The organism is Tropicibacter sp. Alg240-R139 (assembly GCF_900537075.1).
Classification (GTDB): domain Bacteria; phylum Pseudomonadota; class Alphaproteobacteria; order Rhodobacterales; family Rhodobacteraceae; genus Falsiruegeria.
On record NZ_UNRA01000002.1, the window covers coordinates 444,884 to 463,394 of the forward strand.

The 18,511-nt window shown below is 58.9% G+C and carries 10 protein-coding genes; 5 read left to right on the top strand and 5 right to left on the bottom strand.

The genetic code is table 11. From position 1 onward, the window contains the following. Complete coding sequence (locus G6R15_RS09815) at positions 1-6,441, bottom strand: type I polyketide synthase (protein WP_164660265.1); 6,441 nt, start codon at positions 6,439-6,441, stop codon at positions 1-3. Positions 6,442-6,705: 264 nt separating this feature from the next. Then, entirely contained in the window at positions 6,706-8,139 is a 1,434-nt protein-coding gene (locus G6R15_RS09820; protein WP_240336723.1) for a hypothetical protein, read from the bottom strand. A gap of 228 nt (positions 8,140-8,367) precedes the next feature. Between G6R15_RS09820 and G6R15_RS09825 the strand changes: the two genes are divergently transcribed. Continuing rightward, the gene (locus G6R15_RS09825) at positions 8,368-9,123 is read left to right on the top strand and encodes a WecB/TagA/CpsF family glycosyltransferase (protein WP_164659684.1); all 756 of its coding nucleotides are present in this window, start codon (positions 8,368-8,370) and stop codon (positions 9,121-9,123) included. On the opposite strand, the gene G6R15_RS09830 is transcribed toward G6R15_RS09825, so the two are convergent. From G6R15_RS09830 to G6R15_RS09840, 3 genes are read right to left on the bottom strand one after another with little or no spacing between them, the layout of a single operon-like run. Next, on the bottom strand, positions 9,120-11,228 hold the full coding sequence (locus tag G6R15_RS09830) for an NAD-dependent epimerase/dehydratase family protein (RefSeq protein ID WP_164659685.1): 2,109 nt from the start codon (positions 11,226-11,228) through the stop codon (positions 9,120-9,122). The genes G6R15_RS09825 and G6R15_RS09830 overlap by 4 nt on opposite strands. Before the next feature lie 10 nt (positions 11,229-11,238). Next, the gene (locus tag G6R15_RS09835) at positions 11,239-12,207 is read right to left on the bottom strand and encodes a glycosyltransferase family 2 protein (protein ID WP_164659686.1); all 969 of its coding nucleotides are present in this window, start codon (positions 12,205-12,207) and stop codon (positions 11,239-11,241) included. Next, positions 12,204-13,292 (bottom strand): glycosyltransferase family 4 protein, encoded by a 1,089-nt coding sequence (locus G6R15_RS09840; protein WP_164659687.1) that lies wholly within the window; start codon positions 13,290-13,292, stop codon positions 12,204-12,206. Before G6R15_RS09840 ends, G6R15_RS09835 begins: the two co-directional genes overlap by 4 nt. A 238-nt stretch (positions 13,293-13,530) precedes the next feature. Here G6R15_RS09840 and xylB point away from each other — a divergent pair, with 238 nt between their 5' ends. From xylB to G6R15_RS09860, 4 genes are read left to right on the top strand one after another with little or no spacing between them, the layout of a single operon-like run. Continuing rightward, on the top strand, positions 13,531-14,979 hold the full coding sequence (gene xylB / locus G6R15_RS09845; protein WP_164659688.1) for a xylulokinase: 1,449 nt from the start codon (positions 13,531-13,533) through the stop codon (positions 14,977-14,979). Then, positions 14,976-16,280, top strand: a complete 1,305-nt coding sequence (gene xylA, locus G6R15_RS09850; RefSeq protein WP_164659689.1) for a xylose isomerase — start codon at positions 14,976-14,978, stop codon at positions 16,278-16,280. Before xylB ends, xylA begins: the two co-directional genes overlap by 4 nt. Next, a complete protein-coding gene (locus G6R15_RS09855) occupies positions 16,281-17,219 on the top strand; it encodes an aldose epimerase family protein (RefSeq protein ID WP_164659690.1) in 939 nt (312 codons plus the stop codon). Beyond that, positions 17,216-18,511 (top strand): cytochrome-c peroxidase, encoded by a 1,296-nt coding sequence (locus G6R15_RS09860; RefSeq protein WP_164659691.1) that lies wholly within the window; start codon positions 17,216-17,218, stop codon positions 18,509-18,511. The genes G6R15_RS09855 and G6R15_RS09860 overlap by 4 nt, the downstream gene beginning before the upstream one ends.

Below are 18,511 nucleotides of genomic sequence, written 5' to 3' on the forward strand. Positions count from 1 at the left end.
TCACTCGGCCGCCGTTGCTTTGGACCAGGAGTTACCAGCGTCGGTCTGATCCAGATAGGTCCGCAGCTTTTCGGCCAGGACCGAGACGTTGGGCACAAGAACCATGCTGTCATGATCACCCGGCACTTCGACGACTTCGATCTTGGGGGCCCATTTGCCCCAATCGTTATCAACAAAGACGTATTCCCGTTCCGAGCTGACCCATTTGTTGCCGCTAACCTTCCAATACTTGTCGAGCGGCGGGCGGAACAAGGTCAACGGGCCGTCCCACGCCTGTACCTGATAGGTCGTAATCGCCTGACGGAACGCCAGTTCAACCTTAACGTTGTTAAAGGCGGTGGCGACGTTTTCTTCGGGACGGGGCGCATTGCGTTTACGCACTTCCCACTCCCACCGGTTGCGCGCCCATTCGCTAAAGTACGACGGTCCCTTACGTTTGAATTCCTGCAGTTTGATCAACACTTTGTCGGTGCGATTTAAGGCCGGGCGCATGGGCAACGGGGAATCGAGCAAGGCCAGAACTGAAACTTCCTCGCCTGCGGCCTTGAGCTGCTGAGCCATCTCATAGGCCGTAATCCCCCCCCCGGAAAACCCGCTTAACATGTAGGGACCGTTAGGCTGAACCTGCCGTAATTCGTCGACATAAGCTGTGGCCGCATCAACCAGATCGTGATGGGGTTCTTCGTCCCCGATCAGGCCGCGTGCTTGCAGACCATAGACCGGTCGATCACGGCCCAGCATCAGCGCCAGATGACGCAGGTTCAGCACATTACCCCCCATGCCGGCTACAAGGAAAAAGGGTGTTGCCGTGGTTTCCTGGCCCTGATGCAGCGGGACCAAATGCTTGAACTCAGGTCCGTCGCCTTGAGGTAAGCCATCAGACGTGGCGACCTCGCCGACGCGGGCGGCGATCCGTTCTGCAATCCGGGCCACACTTGGCGCTTCGAACAGGACCGAGATGGGGAATTCGACCTGATAAGTCCGGTTGATCTGGGCAAACAGGCGCACGGCGATCAGCGAATGCCCTCCGAGGTCAAAGAAACTGTCCTGTGTGCCGACCTGACTGACCCCAAGAAGCGTTTCAAAGAAACCCGCAAGTGTCTTTTCGATCTCGGTTTCAGGGGCGACGTATTCGGTGTCCAGATCCGGGCGCTCAAAGCTCTGGTTTTCGTCTGCCGTGGTCTCGGACACGGCGGCGGCCTGCTGGATCAGCGCGGGCAAGTCCAGCGAACTGAGCATGACCTGCGGGCGACCCGCTGCGATGGCGCGGCGTAGCGCATCAGGGCCTTCGCCGGCTTGGATGCCTTGAGAAATCTGTCGGTGCAGGCGTTGCTCTTCGGGTGACAGTGGCGTGTCCATGCTGCGCGCGGTCAGGCCCAGCTCAGCCGATGTGGCGTCGGCAGACGCAGGTGTCTCAAGGCTAAGCGCCTCGCTCAGGCGCTTCATCTGGAAGCCCTCGATTTCGACACAAGCGGTGCCGTGTGCATCAAAAAGCGTCACGTCGAAAGAGACAAAGCCACCGATTGGGGTGGCGCCGGGCGACAGCCGGACCCAACTGCGTAAATCGGCGGGCAACGGTGCAAAGACGCGCAGGCTGCGATAAGACACTGGCACCCAAAGGGCGTCATTGTCATAACCATCGGCGAGCGAAATCGCCCACCCTGTGGCCAGATCCATTAAGCCGGGATGCAGGTGATAGCCCTGGGCCAGATCACTGCCGTAGGCATCCGGCAACACCAGCCGTGCTAGACCTTCGCCCTCGCCAAAGGCGGTGCTGCGAATTACATGCCAGCGAGGTCCAAAGTTCAGGTGACGCTCTTGCGGCGAACGCAACCGACCCTCGGTCGGAGCAGTCTCGGCCCTGGGGCACCGGGCTGCGATATCGGGAAGGGCAACCGGGGAAGGGGCCGTGCCGCCCAACAGCCCAAGTGTTGCTTGTGCATTCAGGACATAGCCGCCTGTCGTGGCACTGTGTACGGTAAAGGCAATGGTGTCAGTCGTTTGTTGCAGCCGAACGATGATCTCACGCGGCTGTCCCGGCTTGACCTCAAGCGGGCGGAAAAAGAACAGATCGCGTATCTCATAGGGGACCGTGATCCCATGTGCCTTGAGCGCCTGCGCGGCCAATTCGATGTAGCCTGTGCCGGGCATCAGGGCAGTGCCATCGCGGGTGCGATGCTCATCAAGGACCCATTGGTCATCCAGCGATAGGGTCGAAACAAAGATCCGGTTGCCCTCGGCGTCAAAGCCCATTTCTTTCAACATAGGCAGGTCGATTTTTTCACGCTCGGTCGGTTGCGCACCGCCGGTGCGTGCAGACATGGCATCAGCGGCCATTCCGACATCGGCCCAGACACCCCAATTCACGGCAACGACCTGCGTGGCAGCGTTGCGCCGGGACCGAGCCCAAGCATTGAGATATTCGTTGGCGGCTACGTAGTCGACCTGACCCGCAGGGCGGGTGGCTGTGCTGGACGAGGCAAACAGCACCATGAGCTCCAGCATCCCATCCGGGAACAGGGTGTTCAGGACCTGCAATCCGTTGATCTTGGGGGCCAGAACCTGCTGGATTTCGGCTTCGCTTTTGGTGGCGATCAACCCATCGGCGATGTGACCGGCGGCGTGAATCACGCCATTGAGCGCGCCAAACGCATCTTCTGCCTGCCGCACAGCGGTGCGCATCTGGTCGATGTTACAGACATCCGCAGCCACAGCCATAACTTGCCCGGTCTTTATCGCTTGCAGCTCTTGCAGCGCTGTGATCCTGCGCGCAATGCGGTCGTTGGGGCTGTGGCGTTGCAGATAGCTGTCCCATTGATCTTGCGCGGGCAAATCCTCACGCGACAGCAGCACCACATTTGCCCCGTTGTTGCGCATCAGATCAGCGGCAAGCGTCAGGCCGATGCCACCAAAGCCGCCAGTGATCAAATAGGTGCCTCCATCGGTGAACACTGGCACTTCGGGCGTGTCCAGCGGCAGACGCTTATAGCTTTGCCCAAACCGTTGATTGCCGCGCAAAGCCGCAACCGTGTTGCCCGGTTCTGCCAAAAGCTCTTCGAGAATGCGGTTGGTCAGGGTGCCTTCGCCAAGGGGCGACGCTGTACGTCCACGAGACCAGAGACGGGCGACTTCAACCTCGGGCAGGTCAATGTCGACCGTCGCGCAGGTTAGGCCCGGCATCTCATGCGGGATGACACCAGCAGGGCCCGCGATGGTGGCTTTCTCGGGATAAGGCAATTCCTCTCCACGAACCTGTGCGGCTCCGGTTGTGAAAACGGCAATGTGCAGCGTTGCGGGCAGTTCCACGCTTGTAAGGGCCTGTGCCAGCGAGGTGAGGCTCAGGAAGCCCTGCTCCATGTTGCGATCGTAAAAGCTGTGCCCTGGACGGAAAGACTCTGACCGTGTGACCAGCCAAAAATGCCCTATCCGGTCGGGCAGGTTGTCGGTTTCGGTCAGGTGATGGAACAAGCTGTCATAGCCGTGGCGACCCTGCTCAGGGGGCACCTGATAGCGATCATCGCCCAATTTGGCATAGGTGTCGCCTGCGCGCACCCGCGTGACGGCATGGCCTGCTTCGATCAGACGCTCGACGGCGGGTGCCGCTACGCTTTCATCATCCTCAAAGATCAGCCAGTTGAGCGGTTGGGTCTCGTTCAATTCTGTCTCAACATCCACATCGCATTCCGCCAGGCGTGGACGCCAAGCAGGACGCCAGCCCCAATCGACCAGATCATCAAAGCGTTTCAGAGTAGGGGCGCTGAGCCGTGCGGTTTGCGTGCCGGGTTCGATGAAAAAACGGCTGCGTTGGAAGGCATAAGTGGGCAGCGGCAGGCGGTGGCGCTTGGCCTCGCCCCAGATCTGCGTCCAGTCGGCTTGGACCCCGCAGGCCCAAAGCCGCCCGATCACCTGCAAAAAATGGGCATCATCAGCAATATCATGATCGGGATGTCTCAGCGAGCTAAGCACCTGACCAGGAGACACCCCATCGGCCATTTGCGCCAGCGAGCTCAGAGTCTTACCCGGTCCTACTTCAAGGAACAGGCGTGAGGGTTCTGCTGCCAAAGTGTTAATACATTCGGCGAAATGCACGGTGTTGCGCAGCTGTCCGACCCAATAATCCGGATCGGTCGCCTGCTCGGTCGTCAGTACCTGCCCAGTGCGGTTCGACAGGACCTGCATCTGGGGTGGGTTGAGAGTGATGCTTTGCAAAAATGCACGATAGTCGCCCAAAATGGACTCTAGCATCCGCGAATGTGCCGCGATGTCGATGGCGATACGCTGATAGTCGATGTCCTGGGCCACCAAGATTTCGGCAAGCTTGTCCAATGCGTCCTGGGGGCCGCTCACGGCCGTCAGGCGAGGCGCGTTGACAGAGGCGATGTCCAGATCATCATCGATCAATGCCTCAACCTCGGCCAGAGGGAGGGAGATCGACAGCATCCCGCCTGCAGGCACGGTGTCAAACAGGCGTCCGCGCAGCAGAACCAGGTCAACGCAATCCTCAAACGACATCACGCCTGCCAGGCAAGCGGCGGTGTTTTCACCCATGGAATGACCGACCAGAGCGGCCGGTTTCACGCCCCAGTCCATCCAAAGCTGTGCCAAAGCATATTCCACGATCATGATCAGCGGCAGCTGGACCGAGGGTTGGGTCAGCTTGGCGTTGGCGTTGCCTGTGTCCCCATCGGGCAGCCAGATAGCGCGGATGTCGTAATCGAGCTGTTTTTGCAGATGCTCCAGCCCGCGGTCCATCCAATCGGCAAAGACGGGTTCAGTTTCATAGAGGTCTCGCGCCATTCCTGCGTATTGCGCGCCGCCACCGGGGAACATGAACACAGTGTCAGGTGTGCCCGCGATGGCGTCATGGGAAAAGACCTGCCGGGGATCATTGTTCGAGAGCATTTCCGCAGCCTGTGCGGGCGTCTCGGCCACCAATACGCGGCGCTTTTCAAAGGCGCGGCGACCCTCCTTCAGGGTGTAAGCGACATCTGCGAGGTCGACGTCAGGATTGGCGCGTAAGTAATCGGTCAGCTCTTTGGTGTTGGCATCCAGTGCCGCGCGTGATCGGCCAGACAGGCACAGGATGTGGAACGGGAAATCACTTTCCTCTGACGCCCCCCGAACCGGGGCTTGTTCCAGAATCGTGTGTGCATTGGTGCCACCAACACCCAGCGCATTCACTGCGGCGCGTCGGGGGCCTTTGTGCGAGATCCAGTCGTACAGTTGATCATTTACCTTGAAAGGGCTGGTGTCGAAATCAATGGCCGGGTTCGGCGCCTCATACCCCAGCGACGGCGGGATCTGTTCGTGGTGCAGCCCAAGGGTGGTCTTGACCAAACCGGCAATTCCCGCAGCGGTGTCCAGGTGGCCGATGTTGGTTTTGACCGAACCGACGCGGCAATATCCGGTCTCATCGGTTTGTGCGCGGTACGCTTCGGTCAGCGCCGTGATTTCGATCGGGTCACCCAGATAGGTACCGGTTCCGTGACATTCGACATAATCGATCGTGTCGGGCGCCACTTGGGCGTCCTGCAAGGCGGCACTCACTGCGGCGGCCTGGCCATCGACGCTGGGGGCAAGGTAGCCCGCCTTGGCCGCTCCGTCGTTGTTCACCGCCGATCCCTTGATCACGGCCCAGATGTGGTCCCCATCGGCAAGCGCATCGTCCAGACGCCGCAAAGCGACCGCGCCCGAGCCCGAACCAAACACTGTGCCCTGTGCCCGATGGTCGAAGGCGTGGCAATGACCGTCAGGCGACAGGATTTCGTTTTCCTTGTACAGATACCCGCGCCCCTGCGGCAGCTCGATCGTCACACCACCGGCCAGCGCCATATCCACCTCGCCATCACGCAACGCCTTGCAGGCGTAGTGGATGGACACCAACGATGTGGAGCAAGCGGTCTGAATATTGATCGACGGCCCTTTGAGGTCGAAGACATGGCTCACACGCGTTGACAGGAAATCCTTGTCGTTGCCTGTGTGGCGCAGCAGGAACATGCCGGTTTCATCCACCAGACCCAGGTTCGAGCAAATGTTGAAATAGAAATAGCTGCCCATGCCGCAGCCTGCATAGACGCCGATGGGGCCGTTGATGCTTTCGGGTGGGTGCCCCGCGTCTTCCATTGCGGTCCAGGCAACTTCAAGGAACTTGCGGTGCTGCGGGTCCAGGATCGCAGCCTCTTTCGGGCTGAAGCCAAAAAACTCGGCATCGAAATCAGCAAACCCGTCCAGAAGCGCAGCCGAAGGGACATAGTTGGGATCAGCCAAAGCAGCGGGGTCTTCACCTGCAGCCAGCAAAGCCTCTTCGTTCAAGGACTGTATGGATTCGACACCATCGCGCAGATTGCGCCAAAACTCGGCCGTAGATGCGGCACCGGGCACGCAAACGGACATGCCAACAATGGCAATGTCGTGGGGAAATTTATCTGTGCCTGTTACCATAGTCTGACCAAACGATCCCAAGTTCGTTTACATCAGCCCACTCACCCTTTGGTCAAACTACCCAAAGCACTTGCGGGCCGAAAGTATTCAATTTTATCTATCCTCCCGCCAAGAGCCTAACGCACTGATAACGTGCCACAAAGCATTTCGGTCATATCGGGATGCACCCGAAGGCAGCAGAACAGTTCAGTTGATCAGTGAATATTGTGGCGATATTGCGAACAATATGTGATCAATGAAGACCTTGTTGCAGGGAAAGTAGGTTCACAACAGACTGCGTTTTTCCGATGATCTGACCGGCTGGCCGATGACGGGACCTTTGCCAAAAAGAGTTTCTTTTTCAGGCGTCTTAGCGGGAAACCGCAAACGTTCAGCGTAGCCCAGAACCGCCCCTGCACAAAGCCACGTAAATGGCGTCAGGGTCGCATTCAAGAGCATGTCCATCATGGTTGCCGCCAAAATGATCGCAATTGGCGCCACATAGGGGGAAAACTCTGATCTTGGCGTAAGCTTGCTATAAGCGAACAGCAACAGGATTGGTCCCGCAAGCAGGCCCATTTGTGCAATATAGCCGACCCAACCGAAGGTTCCGAACACGATAATCCAGCTTCCGTCCGGCACCGTCAGGATATCAGCGGTCTCGGAATGACGCACCAGATTGCGACCCCAGCCGCCCCAGCCAAACCAGGGTTTTTCATGCGCGCGATCCAGCATCTGCTCTTCGTTGTTGAACCGATACTCGAGCGATTGTGCGCGAGCTGGGCTGATCTCTTCGGCTTGGACAACGATGGCGTCTAGCGGGATGACGCCAAAGTTACGCAGCATTGGATATGTGATCGCGGTTGTTGCCAGCACCAGCGCCAGCGCGATCTTGGTTCGTTCCCCTAAAAGCAGCATCACTGGGGTCAGCACCAACCCATAACTGAGCGAAGCCAGACTTTTGCAGGCATTCAGAACGATCAACAGATAAAGTGTCGCCCCTCCCCAATAGAGCCGCGCCTTGTCTTTGGACGCCCGGGCCAGGGCGGCGGCGGAAAGCAGGGCCGTGACCATGAAGAACGCCAGCCAGAGCCCATGTGGCAGGAACACGATGGGGCGGAAACCACCATCGCGGATCATCTGACGGAAGTCGTGCTGGAAGAAGCCGTAGACGTAGATGTTGATAAGCGGACTTATGACTGTCTCAAGCAGCGACGGGATCGAATAGACCAGACCAGCAATGGCCAGCCCAACGATGATTTCGCGCAATCCGCTCTCAGACGACAGGTACGTCATGGCAAGAAAAAAGGGCAGCAACACGATGATCTGGTTGATGGTCACCGACAGCAGGTCACGAACGCTCATGCCAGGCAGATAGTTGGTGATAAACCGGATTGGTTCACTGCCTGCTAAAACCTCGAACACCATGGGCTCGCGGTTGGTTAAAACAGTTGGGATCACCACCAGCATAAACGCGGCCAATAACACTTGCATGGACCAGGATTTTGGCCAAAACGAGACAGGCTTGCGCGCCACGAAAAGGCAGCCCAGCATGGCGCTGAGGGCGGCGATGGAATCCTTGTTCATCGACGGGATCAGCGGCAGGTCGAACTCGGCCACTGGAGGCAGGATCAGGTATCCGCCCAGTATGCTCCAGATGATTGCGCGTTCAATTGGCAGACGTCGAAACAGGGCGACGCAAACAAGCGGCCATGTCATCAGCATCAGATATGCAAACCCATTGGGCATTCAGAGCTATTACCGTTTCTCTTGTTGGTTCAGCACAGGATAGCAGCCAATGCCGCCACTGTCGCAAGATAGTGCGCGATTAGGGCAAGGTCATGGCGACAATGGCACGGTTTCCTAGTGAAATGACGTTTGGGGTTGGCGGAACTGGCGCAATTCGCGTCGTCTCGCTAAGCAGATGTCAAAATACGGGAGCGTACGGTGCAGTTCACCTTTTCAGAGCAGGTTGTGCATGTGAATTACCCGGGCCGCGACAGTTTGTTCGCGGCTGTTCGTGACCGATTTCAGGCGGGTCAGGGGTTCTCGCTGGCAACAATCAACCTGGATCATCTGGTGAAATTGGGCGACGATCCAACCTTTGCAGGCATTTATGCGGCCCAGGATATGATCGTGGCTGATGGTCGTCCTATCGTCTGGTTGTCTCGGCTGGCAGGGCAGCCGGTAGAATTGTTACCTGGATCTGACATGGTGCGCCCGTTGGCTAAACTGGCCGCTGACGGCAACGTGAGGGTTGCCCTTGTCGGTAGCACCGAAGAGGCTTTGACCGATGCCAAGCGCGTGCTTGAGGCCGAAACGCCCGGTCTACAGATTGTCTTCTGCCATGCACCTCCTTTGGGCTTTGATCCGGGCGGTGACGAGGCCGCCGTCATCCTAAGGCAGTTGGAAGAGGCAGGGGTTCAGCTGTGTTTTCTGGCACTTGGGGCGCCCAAACAGGAAACGCTGGCATTGAGGGGGCGTGATCTGGCGCCCAAGGTTGGCTTTGCCTCGATCGGGGCAGGTTTGGATTTCTTGGGCGGGCACCAAACCCGCGCGCCACGATGGGTGCGAGCTTTGGCGCTGGAATGGGTCTGGAGGGCGCTGTCCAACCCGGTGCGTCTGATCCCACGCTACGCCCGCTGTTTGGCCATTCTGCCGGGACAGTTCATCCAAGCGCGCCAATTGCGCAAGCGGGGCTAGAAGCCGAACAGATTGGCCTCGGTGATAGCCTTGCGGATGAATTCGGCGCGATTTGCCTCTGGTTCCCATGACAAAACGCGGCGGGCTTTGGTGTTGTTAAAAGGGCTTAGGTGCGCCCGCGATTTCCAATCCGCCAACGAGGGGCGCGTCAGCCCGTGCCGACGCAGAACGTGGTGCTTGAGCTGGTGTTTGACGTAATCGGCGGCAAACATTGCCGTCAGATTGCCAAAACCTACCCGCAGTTGTGCTCCCATCGCGTCATGAATGGCGTCAAAATAGTCGCGCCCGGTCATCATCGGCGCGCCGATCAGATTGAAGCTGTCTCCTTCGATCCCGTCCACCTCTGCCAATTTCACCAAGGCCTCGACAGTGTCATCGATCAGCACAAAAGGAAGCGTGTTGCGTCCGTTACCCCACAGCTTGACCGCGCCTGCCCCGTGCCAACGCCCGATGCCCCAGTGCTGCAACGGCCCGCCAAGACCCACAACAATACCGGGGCGCGCAATGACCAGCGGCAGTTCCTTGGTGCGGTGCATCGCCAACAGGCGACGTTCGCATTCGGCTTTGGATCGCGCATAGAGGTTGCGATCGCTCATATCTTCGGCAAATCCGGCGTCCTCGATGATCTGCACATTCGGATCGGACATGTCGTAAGACGCAATTGTGCCGGTATAGACCAACCGAGCAACACCTGCGCCCAAGGCGGCTTGGCCAATCCCCTCGGCAATGGCGACGTCGTGCTTCAGGCAATCCTCCCACGAGGTGTCGACCGAACGCGCAAGGTTATAGACCGTATCGATCCCCTCCATGGCCTTCGTCAAACCGTCGGTATCGGCAAGCGATAGGCCCACAGTTTCCACCTGTTCAAGCAGATCGGCAAATGGGCCTGAGTTGCCCCGGCTGATCACGCGCACATCTTTGCCCAGATCAACCAGCCGCCGGGTCAGGGCGCGACCGATGAATCCGGTGCCGCCTATTACCATCACCGATGGGTTTGGCGCACGCTTTGGTTTGGATGAAACTGGAAGGTCGCGCATTTCTGGCGGTATCAGGGACAAGGCCTGATCGAGCGTATCCATGACTTTGACGGCAGAAGTTCCTGAAAACCGAGGGTCGGCAGGCGCGTTCCGCGAAAGGGGGCCATAAATCCCCGACATCATGCCCCGAAAGCTAAGGCCGTAGGGCGACTTTGCATTGAAGGATGTCAGTTGATGGATGGCATTCACGCAGCCCGCTTTCAGGTGCTGTCCGCTTAGTGACATCTGTCGCCACAAAGGGTTGGCCACCAAATCAGCCGTGTTATCGGCATCTACGATCAAGGTATCGGCGGCCAGATCCAACCGCGCCCGACCGGTCGAGCCGCGCAGGGTGACAGACCGGTCGTCAGAGGTTTCCACCAATGAGATCATCAGGCTCAGCTCGACCGACCCAACGGTTGCGCGCATGTGCCAGGTTTGCGGGCGCTCGCCGTTGCCAGGAATAGCTATCGGGTGGGAAAGACCCAGGTCATGAACCTGCGCCGGTCCGAACAAGTCCTGCACCAAGGCAAACAGATGGGGGCCAATTTCCAACAGCAGGTTTTTCGACTCGCGCATCAGCCAAAGACCAAAGGGACCGGATCGCAGGGGCGGCAGTGGAAAACACCACCGCACTTCGGCCGACGAGATCCGGCCCAATCCGCCAGCTTGGGTCATCTTTTTGAGCCGCTCATAGGATGGTAGCCCAAGGAAATTGTGCCCAGCATGAAAGCGCTTTCCGGCCTTTTTCGCGGCGTCTTCGATGGCTTGGGTATCCTGCGCTGACAAGGCCACGGGCTTTTCGACCAGCACATGCAACCCGGCCTCAAGGCACTGAACTGCCAAGGCGCGGTGGCTGTCGGGTGGCGTCAGGATGTGCGCGGCATCGCACAGCCCCGCCGAAATCAGGTCCTCGACCGAGGCAAATCCCGTCGCGTTATAAGCGTCGGCCAGACCGTGGGCCGCGTCGGCGGCCCGATCACAGATCGCGGTAAGTTCAACGCCTGGCGTGGCCTTGATTGCGTCAGCGTGCCAGCTGGCGATGTATCCGGCGCCGATCAGGCCGATGCGGATGGGGGATTGGGTCATCTGTTGCAGCTCACTGATATTCGATGATTTCAGGGGTTCGGTTTCGAACCCGGCTCAGGCGATACTTTGCCATTCCCAGCAGATTGGGAAATTTCGACAGGGTTAGAAATAGCGCGTGTTTACGCGCCTCAGCGGGGGGTAGACGTTCGTTTTGCAATCCCGCTACTGTTCGCATGTAGGACAGAGCATAAAGACCCAGAACCATACCTGGCACCCACATTGACCAAGCGGTTCCAAACAATGCAATCAGAGGCAGGATCAGGCCAAACAACAGCACTCGGCTCTTTTCGGTCCGAAAGTACCCGTCATGCAGGTCGCCTACTTGAGCAAAACCATGCCCGGCCCGGACCGCGCGTCGCCACCATTGGCTGAAATGGGTCATCGCGGCGTCGTGGCGAGTCATGTCGAGTGGTAATCGTTCCAAGCGCCAGCCCGCAGCAGTCAGGCGTTGGCAAAACTCATCATCCTCGGCGGCGATCACATGGGGTGAAAACCCGCCCACCCGTCGGAATGCTTCGGCCCTGACCAGCATATCGCCGCCGCAGGCCGTGATGGGGCCAGCGGGCCGGCGCCATTCGTGGTCGCACATCTGGTTGTAGACGCTGGCATCGCGGTGAATTTCTGAACGCCAGCCGGTGACTACGGCCAGCTGCGGGTCCGTTTCGATATGGGCAACAGCGGCCTCGACCCAACCGGGCACCAAAGCGCAATCGCCATCGATGAAGTGGACCAACGCCGGGGAACTGTCGTGATCGAGGTGATAGAAGCCAGCGTTGCGGGCGCGGGCGGCACTGAACGGGGTGGACATGTCTAGCTCGACTACGTCGGCACCTGCCGCCCTCGCCGCGGCAACACTGTCGTCTGTCGACCCGGAATCCACATAGACGATACGTGCCGCTTGTCCCTGTGCAGCATCCAGCGCGCGTTTCAGCCGGTCGCCTTCATTGCGGCCGATCATCACCAGAGCAACCTCTGTCATGACATACCTGCCAATGCAGCCTCAAGCCGGTCACACGCGTGATCCCAGGTGTGCACTGCCGCGACAGCGCGGCTGGCTTGCGACATAGCCTGCCAATCGCTGGGAGTGGCAGTCAGGATAGATTTTGCGTGATCGGCAATGGACTTGGCATCGCCAACATCAACAATGGCCCCGTTCACCCCTGGTGTGATCAGATCCCTCGCCGCGCCCACATCTGTCGACACAAGCGGACAGCCGCAAGCCATCGCTTCGAGCAGTGGAAGGAAATAGCCCTCGGAGGTGCTACCGCATAAAAACAGATCGCAACCAGCGTAAAGCGCGGGAATCTGGTCTTGCTCGGGGCGGCACAGGTAGTCTGATCCGGGTGGCAGAGGTAGATCGTCTGACAATGGTTCTGCGCCAAACGCCCGGACACGCAGATTCGGGACATCTGCACGGATCTGCTCGATGGCTTGCAACAGGGTTCTGGTTCCTTTGATGGCGTTGGTGCTGTAGAGCAGACCGACCGTGGGTTGATCCTGCTTGTCACGGGGCGGGGCCGTGAAGTGTGACAGGTCCACGCCATTGGGCACCAGAACCGCGTCATCCCTGCCGTAGGTTTTTGTCATCACGCGCGCGAGCCAGTTGGACACCACCAGATGTTTCAGCGGCAGGAAATAGGTGCTGCGCGAGATTTGCCAGGGCAGGAAATCATGCACCTCATGATGTTGGATCAGGTAGAACGGGCGACCTTTTGACGGCGGCATGGCAGCTGCTGAAAATGCGGTTTCCCACCAAGTGGCAACCACAGCGTCGCCATCGGGGATGTCTTTCTCGTCAAACAGAAAATCATCCCTCTGTGCTTCGACGACTGGGACAGTGATCTGGTCGAAATGCCCGCCGATATCAGGCTCACGCTCGGGCACACGGCCGCGTATCAGAGATTTGGCCCAGGCCTTGGCTTGTGTCTTGGTCCCTGCCTGACGTCTGGCAGGCGTCACGATGGTCACCTCGTGGCCACGGTCTTGCAGCATCTGTGCATGAATTGCGATCACGCGCAGGCCGCCCGACAGGTTCGAGCGTGGGCTGAGAAACGTGATCCGCAAATTTGGTCTCCGGGGTCGTTGATGCTTGATGCGGTTCTAGCATCAAAATTCAGGTGTTGGGCTGCTTTTCCGTCAAGGGCGAGGTTTAGGCCCATAAACGGCAGGAAATTGGACCTGTATATGGTCAAACTGGGGCAGCGCATGGGAGTTTAAACGGGGCGAAAATTGGTGTTGAATATTTTAATTTGACACGTGAATTAAATATGGGGACAGTAAGTGAGCAACGCGGGGAGGGCGTATGTTTATCGGATTGGATCTGGGAACGTCGGGCGTACGCGCCCTTTTGGTCGATGGCGAAGGCGTGGTTGTGGCCAGCGCCGATCACGGGTTGCAGGTGTCGCATCCCCACAGCGGGTGGAGCGAACAGAACCCCACAGATTGGGTGGAGGCCAGCCATCAGGCCTTGCAGGACTTGAGTGCGCAAGTCCCGGCAGAGATGGCGCTTGTTCGGGGAATCGGCCTGTCTGGTCAGATGCATGGCGCAACCCTGCTGGGCGGGGATGGGGCGGTTCTGCGGCCCTGCATCCTATGGAACGACACGCGCAGCCACGCGCAAGCGGCGAAACTGGACGCGAAGGCAGATGTCCGGGCTCTATCTGGCAATATTGTCTTCCCGGGCTTCACCGCGCCTAAACTTATGTGGGTCGCCGAGCGCGAGCCAGAGGTTTTTGCGCAGGTCGCTACAGTGTTGCTGCCCAAGGATTACCTGAGTTTCTGGCTGACCGGACGCGCGACGTCGGACATGTCCGACAGCGCCGGGACAAGCTGGCTGGATGTAGGTGCGCGCCAATGGTCCGACAGGTTGCTGGAGGCAAGCAAGATGCGCCGCGACCAAATGCCGGACGTGATTGAAGGGACCGAAGTTGTCGGGGTCATTCGCCCAGAGTTGGCCCAAGACCTTGGCCTGCCTGCTGACGTACAAATCGTTGCAGGTGGGGGAGACAATGCCGCCGCCGCCTGTGGCGTTGGCGCTTTGCGAGAGGGGGACGGCTTTGTCTCCTTAGGGACGTCAGGCGTGCTGCTTGCGGCGCGCGATGGGTTCCACCCTGATCCGGGCAGCGCGGTACACACATTTTGTCACGCTGTGCCTGATCGTTGGTACCAAATGGGCGTCATGCTGGCCGCCACAGATAGCTTGAATTGGCTGGCCGGGATCACTGGCGAGTCGCCTGCTGACTTGACCGCAGAATTGTCGGATCTGCGCGCGCCCTCCAAGGTGCGGTTCTTGCCGTATCTGTCGGGTGAACGCACACCACACAATGACAGCAGCGTGCGGGGGGCATTCACGGGCCTTGATATCGCAACAGATCGTGCTGAGCTGACCCAAGCCGTTCTCGAAGGCGTCAGTTTCGGCCTGCGCGACAGCCTTGAGGCGTTGCGCGGAACAGGGGCAGAGTTGCCCTCGCTGTTGGCCATAGGCGGCGGCACCGGATCACGCTATTGGGTCGAGCTGTTGGCGACCGTTTTGGGCTTGCCGCTGCAACTTCCTGCGCAAGGCGAATTTGGTGCCGCTCTTGGGGCGGCACGACTGGCGATTTGCGGCGTGACCGGGGCAGACCCGCTGCAGGTCATGACCAAGCCCGACATCGCCGAAACCATCGACCCGAACCCGCAGCAGACCGCTGCATTCGACGAGGCCTATGCGGCCTTCAATTCATCATTTCCCGCCTTGAAAGCCATGCCATGACACAGTTCTTCGCCGATATTGCCCCGATCACCTATCAAGGCCCTGAGACCACGAATGCACTCGCGTTTAGGCACTACAACCCCGACGAAGTGGTTCTGGGCAAGCGGATGGAAGATCATTTGCGCTTTGCGGTGGCTTACTGGCATTCCTTTGCATGGGAAGGTGGTGATCCATTTGGCGGGCAGACCTTTGAACGCCCCTGGCACCCGCAGGACCAGATGGACCGTGCCAAAATCAAGGCGGACGCCGCCTTTGAAATGTTCGATATTCTAGGGCAACCTTACTTTTGCTGGCACGACGCGGACATCCGGCCCGAAGGTGCAGATTTTTCTGAGTCCTTGCGCAATTTCGAAGAGATCATCGACTATTTCCTGGCCAAAATGGAAACCCGCAAGACCAAGCTCCTTTGGGGGACGGCAAATATGTTCAGCCACCGTCGCTGGATGTCCGGGGCCTCGACCAACCCGGATCCGGATGTCTTTGCCTATTCCGCAGCCACGGTGAAAACCTGCATGGATGCAACCCACAAAATGGGCGGCGAGAACTATGTGCTTTGGGGTGGGCGCGAAGGGTACGAAACGCTGCTGAATACTGATCTTGGGCGCGAGTTGGACCATATGGGACGCTTCCTGAACATGGTGGTCGAGTACAAGCACAAGATCGGGTTCAAGGGCACTATCCTGGTCGAACCCAAGCCGCAGGAACCATCAAAACACCAGTACGATTTTGACGCGGCAACCTGTATCGGCTTCTTGCGCAAGTACGGACTTGAGGGCGAAGTGAAGTTGAACCTCGAGCAGGGACACGCGATCCTGGCAGGGCATTCTTTTGAACATGAGGTTGCCGTGGCCGCCGCTGACGGGATGCTGGGTTCGATCGACATGAACCGCAACGACTATCAATCGGGATGGGACACCGACCAGTTCCCCAACAACGTGCCCGAAGTTGCGTTGACGTATTACCACATCCTGCGCGCGGGTGGTCTGGGCAAAGGTGGCACCAATTTCGACGCCAAACTGCGGCGACAGTCGCTCGACGCCGAAGACCTGATCGCGGCTCATGTCGGTGGCATGGACATCTGTGCCCGAGGGCTCAAGGCGGCGGCGGCGATGGTCGAGGACGGTGGTCTGGATACGGCCTTGCGTGAGCGCTACGCAGGCTGGGACAGCAATGATGCGCAAGAAATGCTAAACAGCGATTTCGACGCCATCTTTGCCGGTGTTCTAAGCGGTCAGATCAACCCACAACCTAAATCTGGTCGGCAGGAAATACTGGAAAACTACGTTAACCGGTTCGTCTGAATGACGCAGATCCAGCGGCATGTCCTGAGCGACGGCGACGTCTCGGTCGCCGTCCTGTCGTTGGGATGTATTACTCAGGATTGGGCAGTCCCGATCAGAGGGCGGCGAACGCGGGCCGTTCTGGGCTATCGTGATCCAAAGGATTATCTGCACAACCCATATTACTTGGGCGCCATCGTCGGAAGGGTGGCCAACCGTATTTCAGGTGCAGCGTTCGAGTTGGATGGAATGAAGTATGATTTGGAGGCCAATGAACCACCTCATCAGCTGCATAGTGGACCAAATGGGCTACAGAATCGCAATTGGACGATGGAGGTGGCTGGAAACCGTGCAGTGCAGTTGCAGATCACGTCGCCTCATGGCGAGGGTGGCTATCCCGGGCTGCTGCAACTTAGTGTGACGATTTCGTTGCAGGGGCATCAGCTGACCTATGAGATGGAGGCCCGCAGTGACCGGCCCACGCCTGTAAATTTGGCGCAGCATTCCTATTATGCTCTTGAACGCGCCACACTTCGGATTCCGGCAATGCACTACACGCCAATGGACGACCACTTGATTCCGATAGGGAATGTTAAGCCACTCTCAGGCAAGAAATTTGATTTTGGTGAAGCCAAGCCTCTGTCTGAGGCGGTTCTTGATGGCAAGGGGCTGGACATGAATTTTGTTCTGGATGGCAAGCGGATTGAGGCGCGAGGATCGGGATTGCACCTGACGATGGAGACGGATCAACCCTGTCTGCAGTTTTACACCGCGCATCACCTGCGGTTCGTGTCCGAGCCGCTTACGGGTCAGACCCACGCGCCGTTTACGGGTCTGTGCCTTGAGCCGCAGGGCTATCCTAACGCGGTCAACACGTCGGCGTTTCCCTTGTCTCTGGCGACCCCTGAACACCCGTATCGCCAGCGCCTGACCGTCTCTGTCCACGAGGACGCCGCATGATCCGGTACCTGTTTGCTCTTTGTTTGGGAACGTCCGCATGGGCAGAGGAACTGCCCCATGCCGAGCCTGTGTTTCCGCCGCTCGACATGGCCGAGGTCGAACTTGGGCAATTGCTGTTCTACGATCCAATTCTCAGCGGCAGTCGCACGGTGTCATGTGCGACATGTCATCATCCGCGCTTTGCCACATCGGATGGGGTGTCGCTGGGGATCGGGGACGGTGGCATTGGTCTTGGTCAGGAACGGGTATTCGATGCCAAGAATCGCCCCGAACAGCGCATTCCCCGCAACTCCCCCGCATTGTTCAATCTGGGCGCGACCGAGTTCACATCGTTCTTTCATGACGGACGGCTTGAGGCCGACGACACCCGCCCGTCGGGCATCCGCACGCCTTTGGGGGCAGAGATGGAGCAGGGGTTTGCCTCTGTCCTGAGCGCCCAAACCATGTTCCCGGTTCTGTCAGGCGATGAGATGGCGGGGCACTATTCGGAAAACGACGTCGCGCAGGCCGTGCGGCAGGGGTTTTTGACCGGGCCCGGTGGCGCCTGGGACATCCTGTCGAAACGCATCGAGGCGTTGCCAGAATACCGCGACCGGTTCGATCAGGTGATTGGGGGTCGCCCCATTGCCTTTACCGACATATCGAACATGATCGCGGCCTTCATCGCCTTTGAATGGCGCGCCGATGACAGCCCTTTTGACCGGCACTTGCGGGGTCAGGACGTCCTGGATGCCGTCGAGCTGCGCGGCATGGCGCTGTTTTATGGCGAGGCGAGGTGTGCGTCCTGTCACTCGGGACGGTTTCAGACGGATCACGGGTTCCATGCCATCGCCATGCCGCAGATCGGGCCGGGCAAGGCGGCCCGCTTTGAACGCCACAATCGCGATGTTGGCCGGATGCGGGTGACGGGCAGGGCAGAAGATGCGTACGCCTTTCGTACACCGTCCTTGCGCAACGTGACACAGACCGCGCCGTACGGGCATTCGGGGGCCTATGCCTCGTTAGAGTCGGTGATCCGGCATCATTTGGACCCGGTTCGCGGCTTGCGGGATTACACGTCGGAACAGGCGGTTCTGCCGGGAGAACCGTTCGAGACCGATTTTGTTCTGATGACCCAGGGAGCTGAGGTTGATGACATCGCGCAGGCCAACGCTTTGCCTGCACAGAACCTGTCCGATGAGCAGATCGCTGACCTTTTGGCCTTTTTGGGCGCCTTAACCGACGAAACCGCGCTCAATGGGCGGCTCGGGGTGCCGGATGTTGTGCCAAGTGGGCTGACGGTCGAAAAGTAA